This window comes from Cryobacterium luteum (genome assembly GCF_900110125.1).
In the GTDB taxonomy this organism is placed as follows: Bacteria; Actinomycetota; Actinomycetes; order Actinomycetales; family Microbacteriaceae; genus Cryobacterium; species Cryobacterium luteum.
The window spans coordinates 1-14,167 of record NZ_FOCN01000018.1 but is presented as its reverse complement, the minus strand read 5'-3'; the positions used below and the strand labels follow the sequence as shown (position 1 = coordinate 14,167).

Sequence of the window (14,167 nt, the reverse complement as noted above, 5' to 3'; positions counted from 1 at the left end):
GGGTTCTCCTGTTGCTGGTGGTGTGTGGCTGGTGCTCTGGGGAGTGGATGCTGCGGGTGGCGCGGTTAGGCAAGCAGCCAGGCGACGGCCTCGGTGCGGTGACCGATGAACCCCTTGTAGGTGGCGAGGTCGTCGGGAAGTTCGGTGAGCACCTGGGCGAGCTGGTCTCGCCAGGCGGGAATGGCCTTGATCTCGGCGAATGACGCCATGAAGGTGCGGATGCAGAAGGTGATCGCCCCCGACATCGGGAGGCGCATGAAATGCTCCAGTTCGATGCGCAGCTGCACGTTGCCGAAGTCACGGTCGCTCACCAGTCGGGGCATGTCGCCGCCCCATTCCGGGAGTTCTTCGAGACTGACGTCGAGTTTGCGCGATCCGGAGGCCGACAGGGTCCAGTTGACCCGCCGGTAGACCGAATCGGTGGGCAGGTGCATGAGAAACAACTCGGCGCGGCTCGTGAGTCCCTCGCCGGTGAAACGGGGAACCGGACCGTGGATCTCCCGAAAATTCATGCCGACGTCGAAGCTGACCGACCAGGCCGCGGCGAAGGTCACGAGCCCGGCGTCGAAGAAGAGTTGTCCGTCGCGCTCCTTCACCAGGAGCAGATCGTCGGGAATCTCCCGGCCGAGAAAGCTCAGCGGGTCATACGGCAGGGTGCTGAGGTCGCCCAGCACGAAGGTCTGGTCGGTGCCGAGCAGGTTGTTGCGCCAGTGGAACCGGTCACCGTTCTCGGCGAGGTGACAGCTGAGCGGATAGGAGAGGGCCAGGTCTCGCAGGTAGTAGACCAGGATGTCCCAGCAGGCCGGCATCATGCCGTCCAGAATCTGGGTGCGCCCGGGATCAGCGTCGAGGATGCGGCGGCGCTCCGCCATCACCTGCGGGTAGTCGGGGTTGGTGAGATCGACGATGTGGGCGCCCCAGGAGCCTCCGGCGGTTGCGCGCAGCACCCGGGCCGGCTCCACGTTGACCGAGTATCGAAAGGCCGTGAGGTCGTCGGGAAACGGCCAGGGCAGGTTGGTCGTGTGGGTGATCTCGGCCGTACTGGTGTTCGTCACAGGTCTACCTCGATTTCAGCGCCGCGTGAAACGCAGCAGAGCATGGTGGTGTTGTCGGCTTTCTCCCGCTCGGAGAGTACGTAATCTCGGTGTTCGATCTGTCCGGATCGCACCGGGATGCGGCATTCGCCGCACACCCCCTGGCGGCAGAGGTTGGCCACATCGTGGCCGTTGTCGAGCAGCGTCTGCAGCAGGCTGACGCCGGCCGGCACCGCCAGGCGCGCGCCGGTCGAGGCGATGATGGCCGCGAACGGCAGGCCGGCATCCTGCGGCGGCACTTCGAATCGTTCAGAGTGCAGGCGATCGGCCGGCCATCCGGCGGCCTCGCCGAGCTCGAGATAGCGGTCGACGAAGGCGGGTGGGCCGCAGGCGTAGGCGTGGGTACCCATCGGCTGGGCGGCGAGGCGCTCGGAGAGCAGGGCGGCGGCATCCGTTCTGGTGTGCACTTCGTGCAGGGTGATCGCCCCGCTCGCGGCGAGGGCGCGCAGGTCATCCCGGTGGGCGCCGCACCCGGCGCGGTAACTGTAGATCACCTCGGCGGGGCGGCCCCAGCGTGCGGCAGCCCGGGTGTGCGAAAGAATGGGAGTGACCCCGATTCCCCCCGCGATCAGCAGGGCCTTACGCTCGGTGGTGACGGGTGCGAAGAGCGATCGCGGGCCCTCGATCTCAACCCGTCGGCCGACCTGCACGTAGTCGTGCAGCCAGGCCGAACCGCTCGATTCGGCTGACCCGCCCGCTGGAACAGGGGCGCTGCGCCGCAGCACGGAAATCGCGTAGCGGTGCGGGTTGACGCCGTCATCGATCAGGGAATAGGTGTTGCGCACCGGGCCGGCCTGCACGATCAGGTGGCTGCCGGGCTCATACGCGGCGAGCATGCCCCCGGCGGGGTCTTCGAGAACGATCTGCACGATCGCGTCGGTGAGCTCGCGCACCGCGGTCACCACGAGCGATCGCACGCCGGTATCGAAGGACGGATGCTGGTGGCCCGGTTTGCGCGGATCCACCGCGCGCGTCGGCGCCGGGCTGACCACCGTCATGCTGCCTGCGCCAGGGTGTTCGGGACAGCGGCCTGCGAGGCGAGGAAGCTGCCGCGCCGCGACGAGGTGTGTTCGTGGATTTCGAGGGTGCGCGCGCAGCCGGGGCAGGTGACGAGGGAACCGGGTGCGGCTGCGACCCGGCTGGTGGCCCGGCAGTGTGCGCAGAACATCGGGAGGTCTCTGGTGTGGGTGAGGATGCAGCGCAGTTCCGGCGGCAACAGTCCCGCGCCGCGGGCCGCGGCGAGCGCCTGAAACACGTCGAACTGGCCGCCGATGATGAGAACGCGCAGCCCGACGCGGGCGCTGCGGTACACCGCGCTCAGGGTGTCGGCCTCGGCCGGGCCGAGGGCAGCAAAGGCCAGGAGCGTGCTCGGCGCGAGGAGCTGCGCCTGGCGCAGTCGCTGTCGGGCGAGGTCGGTCTCGGCCCGGCCGCCAATCGGCACGATGAGGTGCGAACGCGCGCTGGTGTCGAGGTCGCCGGCAGGCCAGAGCGGCAGGCTGCGAGCCGGTGGGTGGACGTACACGCTATTGAGCGTCGGCACGGCTTCTCCAATCAATCGATGATTACTGTGGTGCAACCATGTTTACCGGCAATCAACACGGTCGGTGTTTCGCGCACGTAAAATCGCCGCGTCGATCGTCGCCACCATCCCGAACGGGGGTGACCGGCCAGACGAAACGTGCATTTAACAATCCGGAAACCCGATCCGGGTTTACTGCGAGTAATCATTGTGTAAGCAGATTCACTGCCCGCACGACAGCGACAAGGAGACCACGATGACCACAACCCTCAACGGCACGCTCACCAAGGCCGGCTCGATCCACAAGGTCGAAGGCGCCTACCTGGGCCTGCCGAGCATGAACGCGCCGGGGTCGGAGGCCTTCATCGGCGACGCGCTGTCCAATCCCGGGGGCGCTGCAATCTCGTGCGGCTTCTTCGAACTCAAGGCCTCGGAGCCGCTCGTCTACGAGTACACCTACGACGAGATGAAGGTGGTCGTCGACGGCGAATTCATCCTGACCGACCAGGCCACCGGCGAGGTCACCCATGCCGTCGCCAAGGACGTGTTGTTCTTTCCCAAGGGCACAACGGTCAAGTTCGAGACGCTCGATTATGCGCTCGGATACTACGTCGGACACCGCTCGTTCGCACCCTAGGCCGGTCGGAGAAATCATGACCGCCGGTACCGCCGTGCTCGCCACGGCCACCACGAGCGTTCCCCGGGCCGCGACGAGCAGTGCTTACACCATCAGCCTGCTCGTCGCGGCCCGGGAGTGCATCGTCTACTGCTTTGGAACGGCCGCTCCCGCTGCGGCCAGTACCACCTGGCCGCGCGCCAGCGCCCCGGCCGCGCTCTGGCGCGAATTCACCGCGCCGCGCGCTGACCGTTCCGCCCTCACCCACATCGGCACGCTTCTGTCCACCGCGCACGTCGGGGTTCGGCTACTCCTGGCCGGGCCCGAAACGGATGTCTACCAGGCCCGCTCCCAGGCACTCGCCTGCGGCGCCCTCGACGAGGAAATCGCGCTCTGCACCACCGACCGCAGTACTCTCCGGGTGCACTGCGCCCACTGCAAGACGGTGACTGAGACCGCGCAGCCGATCGGCGGCGTCGTGAGCTGTGCCGGGTGCGACCGATCCCTGCTGACCTACCACCACTTCTCCCGGCGCAGTACCGCCTACCTGGGGTTCATGGTCGACGCCGAGGAGGCGCAGTGACAGGCGCCTTGCTCGACCTCGTCGTGCGCGGTGTGACCGTGGCGGCCCCGGGCATCCGTTCGCTGGCGTTCGAGGCGACCGACGGTGGCCTTCTTCCCGCGTACGTCGCGGGCAGCCACATCGTGGTGCACCGTGCCGGGCGCACCAACTCCTATTCGCTCACCGGATCGGGCAGCAACCCGAGCGAGTACACCATTTCGGTGTTGCGCCAGCCAGGCGGCGCCGGCGGCTCGCTGGCCCTGCACACCCTTAGGGTCGGCGACGCGGTGAGCGTGTCTCGCCCGCGCAGCGCGTTCGCGCCGATCGCCACGGCCAGATGGCACCTGTTGATCGCCGCCGGAATCGGCATCACCCCGATGATCTCGCACCTCAAGGCCGGCCGGGACTGGCAACGGCCGACGACCCTGCTGTACCGCTACCGCCCCGGCGCGGCCGCTCACCTCGACGAGGCACGGGCCCTGGCCGGTACCGCGCTGGTGGAGAGCACGGGCCGCGAACACTTCACCGTCGTGCTCGCCGAGCACCTGCGCAGCCAACCTCTGGGCACCCACCTCTACGTCTGCGGGCCGGTCGAGTTCAGCGCGAACGTGCTGCAGGCGGCAGCGGATGCCGGCTGGCCCGGTTCAAGGCTGCACTCCGAACCGTTCGCTGCCGCCGATCTCGGCCCGGGTAAACCTTTTCGAGTACACCTGGCTCGAAGCGACGTGGACGTGGACGTACCCGCCGGGGTGTCACTGCTCGACGCGCTGGAGCGGGCCGACCACGTGGTACCGAACATGTGCCGCAGCGGAATCTGCGGCGAGTGCATCGTGCCCGTGCTCCGGGGCCGACCCGACCACCGCGACCTGTATCTCAGCGACGACGAAAAAACTGAGAACGCCAGCATGATGTGTTGCGTCTCGCGCGGCCTCGACCACGAACTGGAGTTGGACCTATGACGCCTGCACCACTGACCGACACTGCACCGCTGCCTGATCCTGCTTCCGGTGCCCCATTCGCCGAGCGTGCCCGGCACCTGCCCTTCCCGTTCACGGCGAACAGCTACCGCTACAGCGCCAACGTGGAACCAGCCCCCGGCCGGGTTGACACCGATGCCGGCCACTGGGGTGAGAACATCATCGACATCGACTGTGACTACCGCTGCGACCTGGCCGAACGGGCCGAGATCCTCGCCCGCGATCCCTCGCGCTGCCAGACCCTCGCGCACATGCGTCCCGCGGTCTGGGACGTGATCGAGACGCTCCTGCCGATCATGGCCGCCGATTATCCCGAGATGATGGCCTTTTACCGCGACGGGCTCAACTGTTCTTGGCGCAACGACCTGCTCGGGCTCGAGCTCGAGTTCGTGATCGGCGATGATTCTTCGCTCGGGATGGACCCGCTGGTGTTCATCGGCGGCCAGATCCAGGATGACATCGCGCTGCTCGACGCCCGAGACGGCGCACTCTGGCTGGATGCCGGGTCGGTCACCTTCGCCGCGGACTGGTGCCTCGGCTTCGATGTGGGCATGCGCTTCACCGAGATTCACGGGCCGGTCCCCCGCGTGCACGAGGAACGCATCGTCAGCCGGGCCGAACAGTTTTTGCTGCGACTGCAGCCGGGCGACAATTTCCGTCGTACCAACTGGACCATGACCGTGGATCGCCGCCTGGACACCTCCACCGACAGCTACCCCGAGTGGGGCGCCGATCGGCGTCTGGTGCTGCTCGACCCTGCGCTGCCGGATCGGCTGCACCTGCGGGTCGAGGTGCAGCACCTCATCCGACTGCCACGCACCGGTACCGTGCTTTTTCTGGTGCGCAGCTACCTGGTCTCGCTCACCGAGATTGCGACGGTTCCGGCCTGGCGGCGGCGACTCGGTCAGGTGCTGGCGGAACTTCCGGCCGACATGGCCGAGTACAAGGGCATCGACCGATATCGAGCTTCGGCCTCCGCCTGGCTGCTGGGGAGCTGAGCTATTTGGCCGTGATCGCCAGAAAGGTGATGGGCAGATCGAGCAGCTGCAACGGGCCGTGCGGGCCCTCGCCGTCAAGCAGCAGCGAGTCGCCGGGCACCATGGTGTACTCGTAGGCGCCGTGCCCGTAGACCATTTTGCCGGTCAGCATGTAGAGAAACTCGGTGCCGGCGTGCTGAAACAGCGGAAAGATGTCCGAGGCGTCGGTGAGCGTCACCAGGGTGGGTTCGATGGCGTCGGTGCGGCCCTTGAGTGAGCCGAGCACCCGGTACTCGTGGCCGTGCTGGGTGCCGCTGCGCACGCTCAGGCTGCCCTCGCCACTCTTGGTGAAGGTGGCGTCCCGATCGGTGTCGGCGCCCCGGAACAAGGCCGTGACCGGCACTTTCAGCCCCTCGGCCAGACGCTGCAGTGTGGTCAGGGAGCAGGATGTGCTCGCGCTCTCGACCTTGGAAATCATGGCTTTGGACAGGCCGGTACGCAGGGCAAGATCGGCCGATGACAGGCCGCTCTCGGTGCGGTACTTGCGCACCTGGATGGCGATGATTCGTTCCAGCGCACCGGGCGTTGCGGGGCTTTCAGCAGAGTGAGGCACCGTGCAATCTTACGGGCCGGTCACCACCAGAAAACGGAACACACCAGCGGTGAATACCCCGTCGGGTATAGGTGTATGGTCAGGTGAACAGCGCAGTTGCTGAGATAGTGAGGTCTGAAATGGCACGTGTCGTCGTACTGGGAGCCGGAGTATCCGGTCACACCGCAGCGCTTTATCTGAAGAAGCGTTTGGGCAATGCCCACGAAGTGATTGTTGTCTCTCCCAACTCGAAGTGGAATTGGATCCCTTCTAACATCTGGATGGGTGTGGGCAAGATGAGCGCCGATAAGGTGGTGTTTCCGCTCGCTCCGATCTATCGCCGCAAGAAGATCGATTTTCGTCAGGCCAAGGCCGTGGCGATTCGTCCCGATGGCGATGAGGCCAGCCCTCAGGGCGCCGTCGATGTCGTCTACACCGACCCGGTGCGGGACGGCCAGACCGAGCGCATCCGCTACGACTATCTAGTGAATGCCACCGGACCGAAACTGAACTTCGAGGCCACCCCGGGTCTTGGCCCGGGCGGGCACACCGTTTCGGTCTGCACGCCGAGCCACGCCGTCGAAGCCGCCAAACACTTCGACTCCGTCATCGACGCACTCAAGGCCGGCCGCGAGCAGACCCTCGTGGTCGGTGTCGGCCACGGCACCTGCACCTGCGAGGGCGCGGCGTTCGAATACGCCTTCAACGTGGAACAGGAACTGCGCACCGCTGGCGTACGCGACAAGGCGGAGGTCATCTACCTCACTAACGAACACGAACTGGGCGACTTCGGTGTGGGCGGCATGACCTTCAGCCAGGGAGGCCAGCGCGTCACGAGTGAAACCTGGATGGACTCGCTCTTTCGCGAACGCAACATGAAGGCCATCACCCAGGCTGCCGTGACCAAAATCGACCCCGGAGTCATTCACTACACGCAGATCGACGGCACCGAGAACACCCAGGCGTTCGACTTCGCCATGCTGCTGCCACCGTTTCGAGGCGTGGGCCTCAAAGCTTTCGACCGTTCGGGTGCCGACATCACCGACGTGGTGTTCGCGCCGAGCGGCTTCATGCGGGTCGACGCCAACTACACTGCGAAGCCGTTCGAGGAATGGACGGCTCAGGACTGGCCGCGCACCTATCAGAACCCGAGTTTTCACAACGTCTTCGGCGTCGGCATCGCGTTCGCCCCGCCGCACGCCATCTCCCGCCCCTACGCCACCCCCGGCGGCGTGGCTGTCGCTCCGGCACCGCCCCGCACCGGCATGCCGTCGGGCGCCATGGGCAAGATGGTCGCCATGACCATCTCCGACATGATCCTTGACGGCGCGACCACCCCCACCCACACCGCGTCGATGGGCGAGATGTCGGCCGCGTGCATCGCCTCGACCGGCACGGGCCTGCTCACCGGCACTGCCGCGGCAATGTCGATGTCCCCGATCGTGCCCGATTTCTCGAAGCATCCCACCACCGCCGGTCGCCACCCGACCGAGACGACGGGTGACATCGGGCTGGCCGCACACTGGGTCAAGCGCGTGCTGCACACGATGTTCCTCTACAAGGCCAAGGCGTATCCGTTCTGGTACCTCATTCCCGAGTGAGTGGCGGCAGGCCGCATCCGCTTTTCGTACGTCGTTAGAAGGAGAACACCATGGACACCGCCCAAAGCCACATCGATGTCGCGCCGCTGCCGAGCGCACGAGAGCTGCGGCGACGCAGCAACGTGCTGGTTCAGCTCGTGCGTTTCATGCAGATCAATGTGAGCATGTATTTGCTCGCCAAGCGCCACCACTAGGCGCCGTCAGTACACACCGCGCCAGTTACGGGTGGGCGCTCCAGCTGTAGCTGGCGCGCCCACCGCCAGCTGGCGCTGCCGCCCGACGCGTCAGGAACGCGGGTCGCCGGCGGCCAGCCCGACGAACATAGAGTCGTGCAGCACCGACACGTGCTGCCGAATAATGGCAACGGCGGCCACCGGGTCGTGCTCGCGCAGGGCGGCGACCAGGCGGGCGTGCTCACGGTTGACGCCGTGCAGGTAATCCACCGGGTAGGGCAGAAAATACCGATACAGGGCGTTGAGCGCGGCAGCGTACTGCGGTAGCGCCCAGTCCAGCCCGCTGGCCGCGGCCACGCCCAAGTGAAATCGTGCATCGGCCGCGTGGTAGTCGGTCCAATTCTCAGCTGTCGCCGCCTGCGCCACCGCCTCATCGAGCACGTCGAGCTGCCCGGCCGAAATATTCAACGCCGCATGGTGCACGAGCGCGCATTCCAGCAGCACCCGCTCATCAATGAGCCGGTGCACGTCGGCGGCATCGGCCAGGTAAGCGGTGATCGACGCGACCGAAGCGGATGCCCCAGGCTCGGCCACAAAAGTTCCCCCCGTGCGTCCGCGCCTGCGGGCCAGCACCCCTTCATCGGCGAGGCTTTTCAAGGCCCGGCGGGCCGTGATCTCGCTGACCCCGAGCGCTGCGGCCACATCGTGGTCGGACGGCAGTTGCTCCCCCACCACCATGAGTCCGAGCTCGATGGCGAGGGCGATGCGTGCGCGTACGGTGTCCGTGGCGCTCAAGCGGGTGATGCCGGATACCGCCGGGTTGGCGAGGGCGGGCACCGCCCCGTGGGTGTCATTTCCGTCAACCATCACGCACCTACAGTAACTGCCCGCGCCGGCGTACCACCATGGACTAGACAAAAGTGATCATTATGATCTAATTTATTTGTTGCAGACACGGTTGTCCAGATCGAAGGAGTCACCATGCCACGAACAGTGCGCATCATCGCCGTCCAGGCCGCGCCACATGCCCTCGGTGCGTCGCTGGACGACTTCGCGAGCGAGCTCCACCACATTCTCGTCGACGACCCGGGCGCACAGTTTGTCGTCTTTCCCGAGCTGCACCTGTTCGGTACCGAAACGGGTGAAGCCCTGAGCCTGGAGCAGCGCAACGACGTGCTGCGGGCATCCGCTGTGCCGCTGGATGGTGAGCTGGTCGGCCGGCTCGGGGCGATCGCCCGGGCGGCGGGCGTCTGGCTGCTGCCGGGAAGCATCTGTGAACGTGGGCCGGGCGGCGAACTGTTCAATACGGCCGTGGTGTTCTCTCCAACGGGTGAGCTCGTGGCGAGCTATCGCAAGATCTTCCCCTGGCGTCCCTACGAGCCCTACGAACCCGGCGACCGTTTCGTCGTGTTCGACGCCCCCGGCATTGGCCGGTTCGGGCTGTCGATCTGCTACGACGCCTGGTTTCCCGAGGTGACGCGGCACCTGGCCTGGATGGGCGCTGAGGTCGTGCTCAACATCGTCAAAACCACGACCCCCGACCGTGCCCAGGAAGTCGTACTGGCCCGGGCCAATTCCATCGTCAACCAGACCTTCACGGTGAGTGTGAACTGTGCCGGCCCGCTCGGCGAGGGCCGCAGTCTCATCGTCGACCCGGAAGGGGCCACCCTGGCCGAATCCACCGGCACCGAAACGGTCGCGCTGGCCGTCACCCTCGATCTCGACCACGTCGCGCGGGTACGTGAACACGGCACGGCTGGAACGAACCGGCTGTGGGCGCAGTTCCTGCCGACCGACGCCCCCCTCGAGCTGCCGCTCTACGCCGGGCGCATCGACCCGACGAGCTGGACGCCACAACTCACCGAAACTTTCCTGGAAACGGAACTCCTGACATGACCGGCACCCCCGCTCTCGCGCGCACCCTCGGCCTGCGCTCTCTCGTCTTGTTCGGCTTGGCCTATATGACACCACTGATCGTGCTCGGCATCTTCGGCGTCGTCGCCGAGACCACCGGGGGTGCGAGCGGCTCCGCCTACCTCGTCGCCCTCGTCGCGATGCTGTTCACCGCCTCGAGCTACGGCCGCATGGCCGCCGCCTACCCGGTGGCCGGCTCCGCGTACACGTATGTGCGGCGCACCGTCGACTCCCGGGTGGGTTTTCTGGTTGGCTGGGCCGTGCTGCTCGACTATCTCTTTCTGCCCATGGTGATCTGGCTCATCGGTGCCGCCTACCTCGAAGCGCAGTTTCCCGGCGTTCCCGCCTGGGTCTGGATCATCGGTTTCGTCGTGATCACGACCCTGCTGAACATTCTCGGCATCAAGGTCGCCGACAAGGCCAACTTCCTGCTCATGGCCTTTCAGGTGCTCGTCATCGGCGCCTTCGTGGCGCTGTCGATCGCGTCGATCGTCGCCAGCCAGGGCGCCGGCGGTCTGATCAACGCCTCGCCGTTCGCCAACCCCACCTCCACCTTCGCGGGAATCACCGCCGGCGCGGCCATCGCCGCTTACTCCTTCCTCGGCTTTGACGCCGTCACCACCTTTACCGAGGAGACCATCAACCCGCGTAAGACCGTACCTCGGGCCATCCTGCTGGTCGCGCTCATCGGCGGCGCCATCTTCGTGTTGGTCTCCTATACCACCCAGCTGGTGCGTCCGGGCGGAGTCTTCACCGACGCGTCCTCGGCCGCGTTCGATATCGCCATGCAGATCGGTGGCAACGTGTTCGGGGCCGTGTTCCTGGCCGGCCTCGTCATCGCCCAGTTCGCCTCCGGCCTCGCCGCCCAGGCTGCGGCCTCCCGGCTGCTGTTCGCCATGGGCCGCGATGGTGTGCTCCCGCGTCGTATCTTCGGCGAGGTCAGCAAGCGCTTTCGCTCACCGGTGTTCAACCTCGTCATCATCGGCGTGGTCGGTTTCATCGCGATCTTCCTCGATGTCGCCACCTCGACCTCGTTCATCAACTTCGGGGCCTTCGTCGCGTTCACCATGGTCAACGTGGCCGTCATCTTCTACTTTGTGCGTCAGCGACGCGAAGGCAACCGCCTCAATCCCGTGTTCTACTTCGTCATCCCGTTGATCGGTGGCCTGATCACGCTCTACCTCCTCACCCGCCTCGATGCGAACGCCATCGTTCTCGGCCTGAGTTGGCTCGCCGTCGGGGTAATCGTGCTCGGCGTACTCACGCGCGGTTTTCGCCGTCAGCCGCCCGAAATGGACTACGTCGAAGCGGATGACGAAGCTCTCGTCACCGAGACCCGCTGACGGAGTTTAGGCTGACGTCGTTTAGGCTGACGGGACGGGCGTGACCGGCACGCGGAGAGCAGGGTGAGCGTGCGAGTCAGCCTCGCCCAGATTGCGTCCGGCGCAGACGTCGACCGCAATTTACTGCTGATTCAGCAGGCCGCCCGGCGTGCAGCCGCTGACGGGGCCGACCTCGTCGTGTTTCCCGAATACGCCATGTACGAGAAGAAAATGGTCGATGCGACTTTCTCTGCGGTAGCCCAGCCGGTGACCGGGCAGTTTGTGGCTGCCCTCGCGGCGACCGTGCGGTCGCTTCGCATCACTCTCGTGGCAGGAATCGTCGAGATCAACGATCACGAGGCGCGACCATACAACACCATTGTGGTGCTGGGTCCCGACGGAGACTTGCTAGCCAAATACCGCAAGATGCACCTGTTTGACTCTTATGGCTTTCGAGAGTCAGAGTGGATCGCCCCGGCGACCGATCTGACCCCGGTGGTGTGTGAGGTGGTGGGGCGTTCGGGCGAGCGGATGCGCATCGGCCTGATGACCTGCTACGACCTGCGATTTCCCGAACTCGGCCGCGAACTGGCCGATGCCGGCGCCGACCTGGTTCTGGTCTGCTCCTCGTGGGTCCCGGGCCCCGACAAGACCGAACAGTGGCGGGTTCTCGCGCAGGCGCGCGCCATCGAGAACTCCTACTTCGTCGGCGCCGTGTCGCAGTGTGCACCCATCTCGATCGGGCACAGCCTGCTCTCCGATCCGGCCGGTCGGGTACTCGCCGAGCTCGGCCGCACACCAGATCTGGTCACCCTCGTCGTCGATCCCGACCTGGTACGTCAGACGCGCGAGCGCAACCCCTCCCGCGATCACCGGCGTCACACCATCCAGCCTCGGGAATAGGAATCGCCGCACATTCAAACGCGCCCGAATAGGTCCCCTCACACAAAGTTGAGGCGAAATTTGTCAGGCTCAAGGCGAAGCTGGAGCGAGTCTGCGAACGGACACACTCCGTCGGTCGAGCCCGCCGAGACCACCCTCGACCAGAGTGAGCGGGTCTGCGAAACGCGGCCGCTCGTGTGAATGCAGCTTCGGGCAAAATTCCCGACAGATCTGAGAAAGCCTCGCTTTCGCGGGGTGGGTTTGGTACACTTGTTCTATGAGCCAGCGCGGCGACACCCCCCAGCCGGGCCGCGCCGATCCGTTCTTCGCCGCGTACGGCCGACCGCCGAGCACTCTCGAGGAGCGTGCCGAGTTCGAGGTGTTCTGGGCGCAGTGCCAGGCAGACTGGCAGGTCGAAATTGCTGAGGGCCTCGGGCAGTTCGCTCCGTACGAGGCCCTGGAAGACGTCGACACTGAACCCTTCACTACCGCGCCGTTCCGGGCTGCCCCGGTCGGCGCGGACCCGGTCGGCACGGCGATCTATCGGCGTGAGATGCCGGACGGCCCGCCCCTTCCGGCCGGCCTCGACCTCACCGAGGTGTTCGCGGCGGTACCGCCCGAGCACCGGTTCGACGACGACCTCCGCGAGGAGTTCCTCTACGCCGAGTACCTGCGCACCACGCACGACACGAACGACGAGCCGCACCACTCCGCCCCGGCCACCGATGACCCATCCGCCGATGACCAGACCTGCACTGACCGGACCTGCACTGATCGGTCCGGCGCTGATCGGTCCGGCACTGATCGGTCCGGCACTGATCGGTCCGGCGCTGACCAGTTGGATCCCCTCGAGGGGTTGAATCCGTTTCAGCGGCGGCAGGCGCAGTTCGTCGACCGGGTGCTCTACTTCGAAAAGCTCATCGGCTGGGCCCAAGCCAGCAAAGCCGAAGTACTCACCGAAGCGTGGGACTACACCACCAACACCGCCGAAACCGGCCGCCCCCAAGCCGGACCGCAGCACGAGCACGACTGGGCCGCCACCTTCGCCGCCCAACAAGGCCTCGTCGCCGAGATCGCCTGCGCGCTCCGCATCCCCGGCGGCACCGCCTCCGGCCTCCTCCAGCAAAGCCGAGTGCTGGTGGCTGAACGGCCCGACACTCTCACAGCCCTCCGAACCGGAGACATCTCGCTGCGCCACGTGCGCCAGGTCCTCGACCAACTCAGCTCCGTCCCCCAGCCCGCCCGCACCGACCTCGAAACGGTGCTGCTGCCCCACGCGAAACGCCTCACCCCTGCCCAGTTCGACGGCAAAGCACGCAAACTGCGGGAACGTTTCCACCCCGACAGCATCACCGTGCGCCGCGCCCGCTGCCTCGCCGACCGCGGGGTGCAGTTCTTCCCCGATAAAGACGGCATGGCCACCCTGTGGCTGCGCGCCGCCGGCGACGACCTCCAGGCCGTCTACACCCGCGTCACCGACGCCGCCATCAGCCTGCAAGGCCCCGACGAACCCCGCACCCTCAGCCAGTTACGCGCTGATGTGGCCGTTGACCTGCTTCAGCAGGGCGTCACCGGCAGCGGCCTCGGCGCCGGGCTCACCGCGAACGTCAACATCACCGTGCCGGTGCTCACCCTGATGGGTAAGAGTGAAGAGCCCGGCGAACTCGAAGGCTACGGGCCGATCGACCCCGAAACCGCCCGCAAGCTGGCCGGCACCGCAACGAGCTTCCTGCGCGTCCTCACCCACCCGCACACCGGCATCGTCCTCGACGTCAGCGCCGAACCCTTCCGAGTACCCGCCGCACTGAAGAAATACCTCCGCCTGCGCGACGGAAGCTGCCGCTTCCCCGGCTGCAACCGCTCCGCCGGGCACAGCGACCTCGACCACACCATCGACAAACAATTCGGCGGCCCCACCACCGCCACCAACCTGCACTT

The 14,167-nt window shown here is 66.3% G+C and carries 15 protein-coding genes; 10 read left to right on the top strand and 5 right to left on the bottom strand.

All coding sequences use genetic code 11. The features are described 5' to 3' along the window. Positions 1–65 precede the first annotated feature (65 nt). The 3 genes from BMW72_RS14610 to BMW72_RS14600 are packed head-to-tail and all read right to left on the bottom strand — an operon-like array spanning position 66 to position 2,634. Positions 66–1,055: a heme-dependent oxidative N-demethylase family protein gene (locus BMW72_RS14610; RefSeq protein WP_092111815.1), complete on the bottom strand. Its 990-nt coding sequence runs from the start codon at positions 1,053–1,055 to the stop codon at positions 66–68. Continuing rightward, positions 1,052–2,092 (bottom strand): PDR/VanB family oxidoreductase, encoded by a 1,041-nt coding sequence (locus BMW72_RS14605; RefSeq protein WP_092111813.1) that lies wholly within the window; start codon positions 2,090–2,092, stop codon positions 1,052–1,054. The genes BMW72_RS14610 and BMW72_RS14605 overlap by 4 nt, the downstream gene beginning before the upstream one ends. Then, positions 2,089–2,634 (bottom strand): dimethylamine monooxygenase subunit DmmA family protein, encoded by a 546-nt coding sequence (locus tag BMW72_RS14600; RefSeq protein ID WP_092111811.1) that lies wholly within the window; start codon positions 2,632–2,634, stop codon positions 2,089–2,091. Before BMW72_RS14600 ends, BMW72_RS14605 begins: the two co-directional genes overlap by 4 nt. A 235-nt stretch (positions 2,635–2,869) precedes the next feature. Between BMW72_RS14600 and BMW72_RS14595 the strand changes: the two genes are divergently transcribed. Genes BMW72_RS14595 through BMW72_RS14580 form a run of 4 tightly spaced genes read left to right on the top strand, consistent with a single transcriptional unit; the run spans position 2,870 to position 5,766 of the window. After that, the gene (locus BMW72_RS14595; protein WP_092111807.1) at positions 2,870–3,250 is read left to right on the top strand and encodes a cupin domain-containing protein; all 381 of its coding nucleotides are present in this window, start codon (positions 2,870–2,872) and stop codon (positions 3,248–3,250) included. Positions 3,251–3,266: 16 nt separating this feature from the next. Continuing rightward, positions 3,267–3,812, top strand: coding sequence for a dimethylamine monooxygenase subunit DmmA family protein (locus tag BMW72_RS14590; RefSeq protein WP_092111805.1), 546 nt, complete (start codon positions 3,267–3,269; stop codon positions 3,810–3,812). Further along, a complete protein-coding gene (locus BMW72_RS14585; protein WP_092111804.1) occupies positions 3,809–4,750 on the top strand; it encodes a PDR/VanB family oxidoreductase in 942 nt (313 codons plus the stop codon). Before BMW72_RS14590 ends, BMW72_RS14585 begins: the two co-directional genes overlap by 4 nt. Then, a complete protein-coding gene (locus BMW72_RS14580) occupies positions 4,747–5,766 on the top strand; it encodes a heme-dependent oxidative N-demethylase family protein (protein ID WP_092111802.1) in 1,020 nt (339 codons plus the stop codon). The genes BMW72_RS14585 and BMW72_RS14580 overlap by 4 nt, the downstream gene beginning before the upstream one ends. 1 nt (position 5,767) lies before the next feature. Here the strand turns inward: BMW72_RS14580 and BMW72_RS14575 are convergent, their stop codons facing one another. Further along, positions 5,768–6,358 (bottom strand): helix-turn-helix domain-containing protein, encoded by a 591-nt coding sequence (locus BMW72_RS14575; protein ID WP_092111800.1) that lies wholly within the window; start codon positions 6,356–6,358, stop codon positions 5,768–5,770. 119 nt (positions 6,359–6,477) lie between these two features. On the opposite strand from BMW72_RS14575, the gene BMW72_RS14570 reads away from it, so the two are divergent. Then, entirely contained in the window at positions 6,478–7,938 is a 1,461-nt protein-coding gene (locus BMW72_RS14570) for an NAD(P)/FAD-dependent oxidoreductase (RefSeq protein ID WP_092111798.1), read from the top strand. Positions 7,939–7,988: 50 nt separating this feature from the next. Further along, positions 7,989–8,132: a hypothetical protein gene (locus BMW72_RS18825; RefSeq protein WP_166787688.1), complete on the top strand. Its 144-nt coding sequence runs from the start codon at positions 7,989–7,991 to the stop codon at positions 8,130–8,132. A 90-nt stretch (positions 8,133–8,222) separates the two neighbouring features. On the opposite strand, the gene BMW72_RS14565 is transcribed toward BMW72_RS18825, so the two are convergent. Continuing rightward, positions 8,223–8,978 carry a FadR/GntR family transcriptional regulator gene (locus tag BMW72_RS14565; RefSeq protein WP_092111796.1) on the bottom strand — a complete coding sequence of 252 codons (756 nt, stop codon included), beginning with the start codon at positions 8,976–8,978 and terminating at the stop codon, positions 8,223–8,225. Positions 8,979–9,092: 114 nt separating this feature from the next. On the opposite strand from BMW72_RS14565, the gene BMW72_RS14560 reads away from it, so the two are divergent. The 4 genes from BMW72_RS14560 to BMW72_RS14545 form a co-directional block, all read left to right on the top strand. After that, positions 9,093–10,007 (top strand): carbon-nitrogen hydrolase family protein, encoded by a 915-nt coding sequence (locus BMW72_RS14560; RefSeq protein ID WP_092111794.1) that lies wholly within the window; start codon positions 9,093–9,095, stop codon positions 10,005–10,007. After that, on the top strand, positions 10,004–11,368 hold the full coding sequence (locus tag BMW72_RS14555; RefSeq protein ID WP_092111793.1) for an APC family permease: 1,365 nt from the start codon (positions 10,004–10,006) through the stop codon (positions 11,366–11,368). The genes BMW72_RS14560 and BMW72_RS14555 overlap by 4 nt, the downstream gene beginning before the upstream one ends. 63 nt (positions 11,369–11,431) lie before the next feature. Next, on the top strand, positions 11,432–12,250 hold the full coding sequence (locus BMW72_RS14550; RefSeq protein WP_241983832.1) for a carbon-nitrogen hydrolase family protein: 819 nt from the start codon (positions 11,432–11,434) through the stop codon (positions 12,248–12,250). 256 nt (positions 12,251–12,506) lie between these two features. Continuing rightward, positions 12,507–14,167, top strand: a 1,661-nt coding sequence (locus tag BMW72_RS14545) for an HNH endonuclease signature motif containing protein (protein ID WP_139175919.1), incomplete at its 3' end; no start/stop codon positions are given.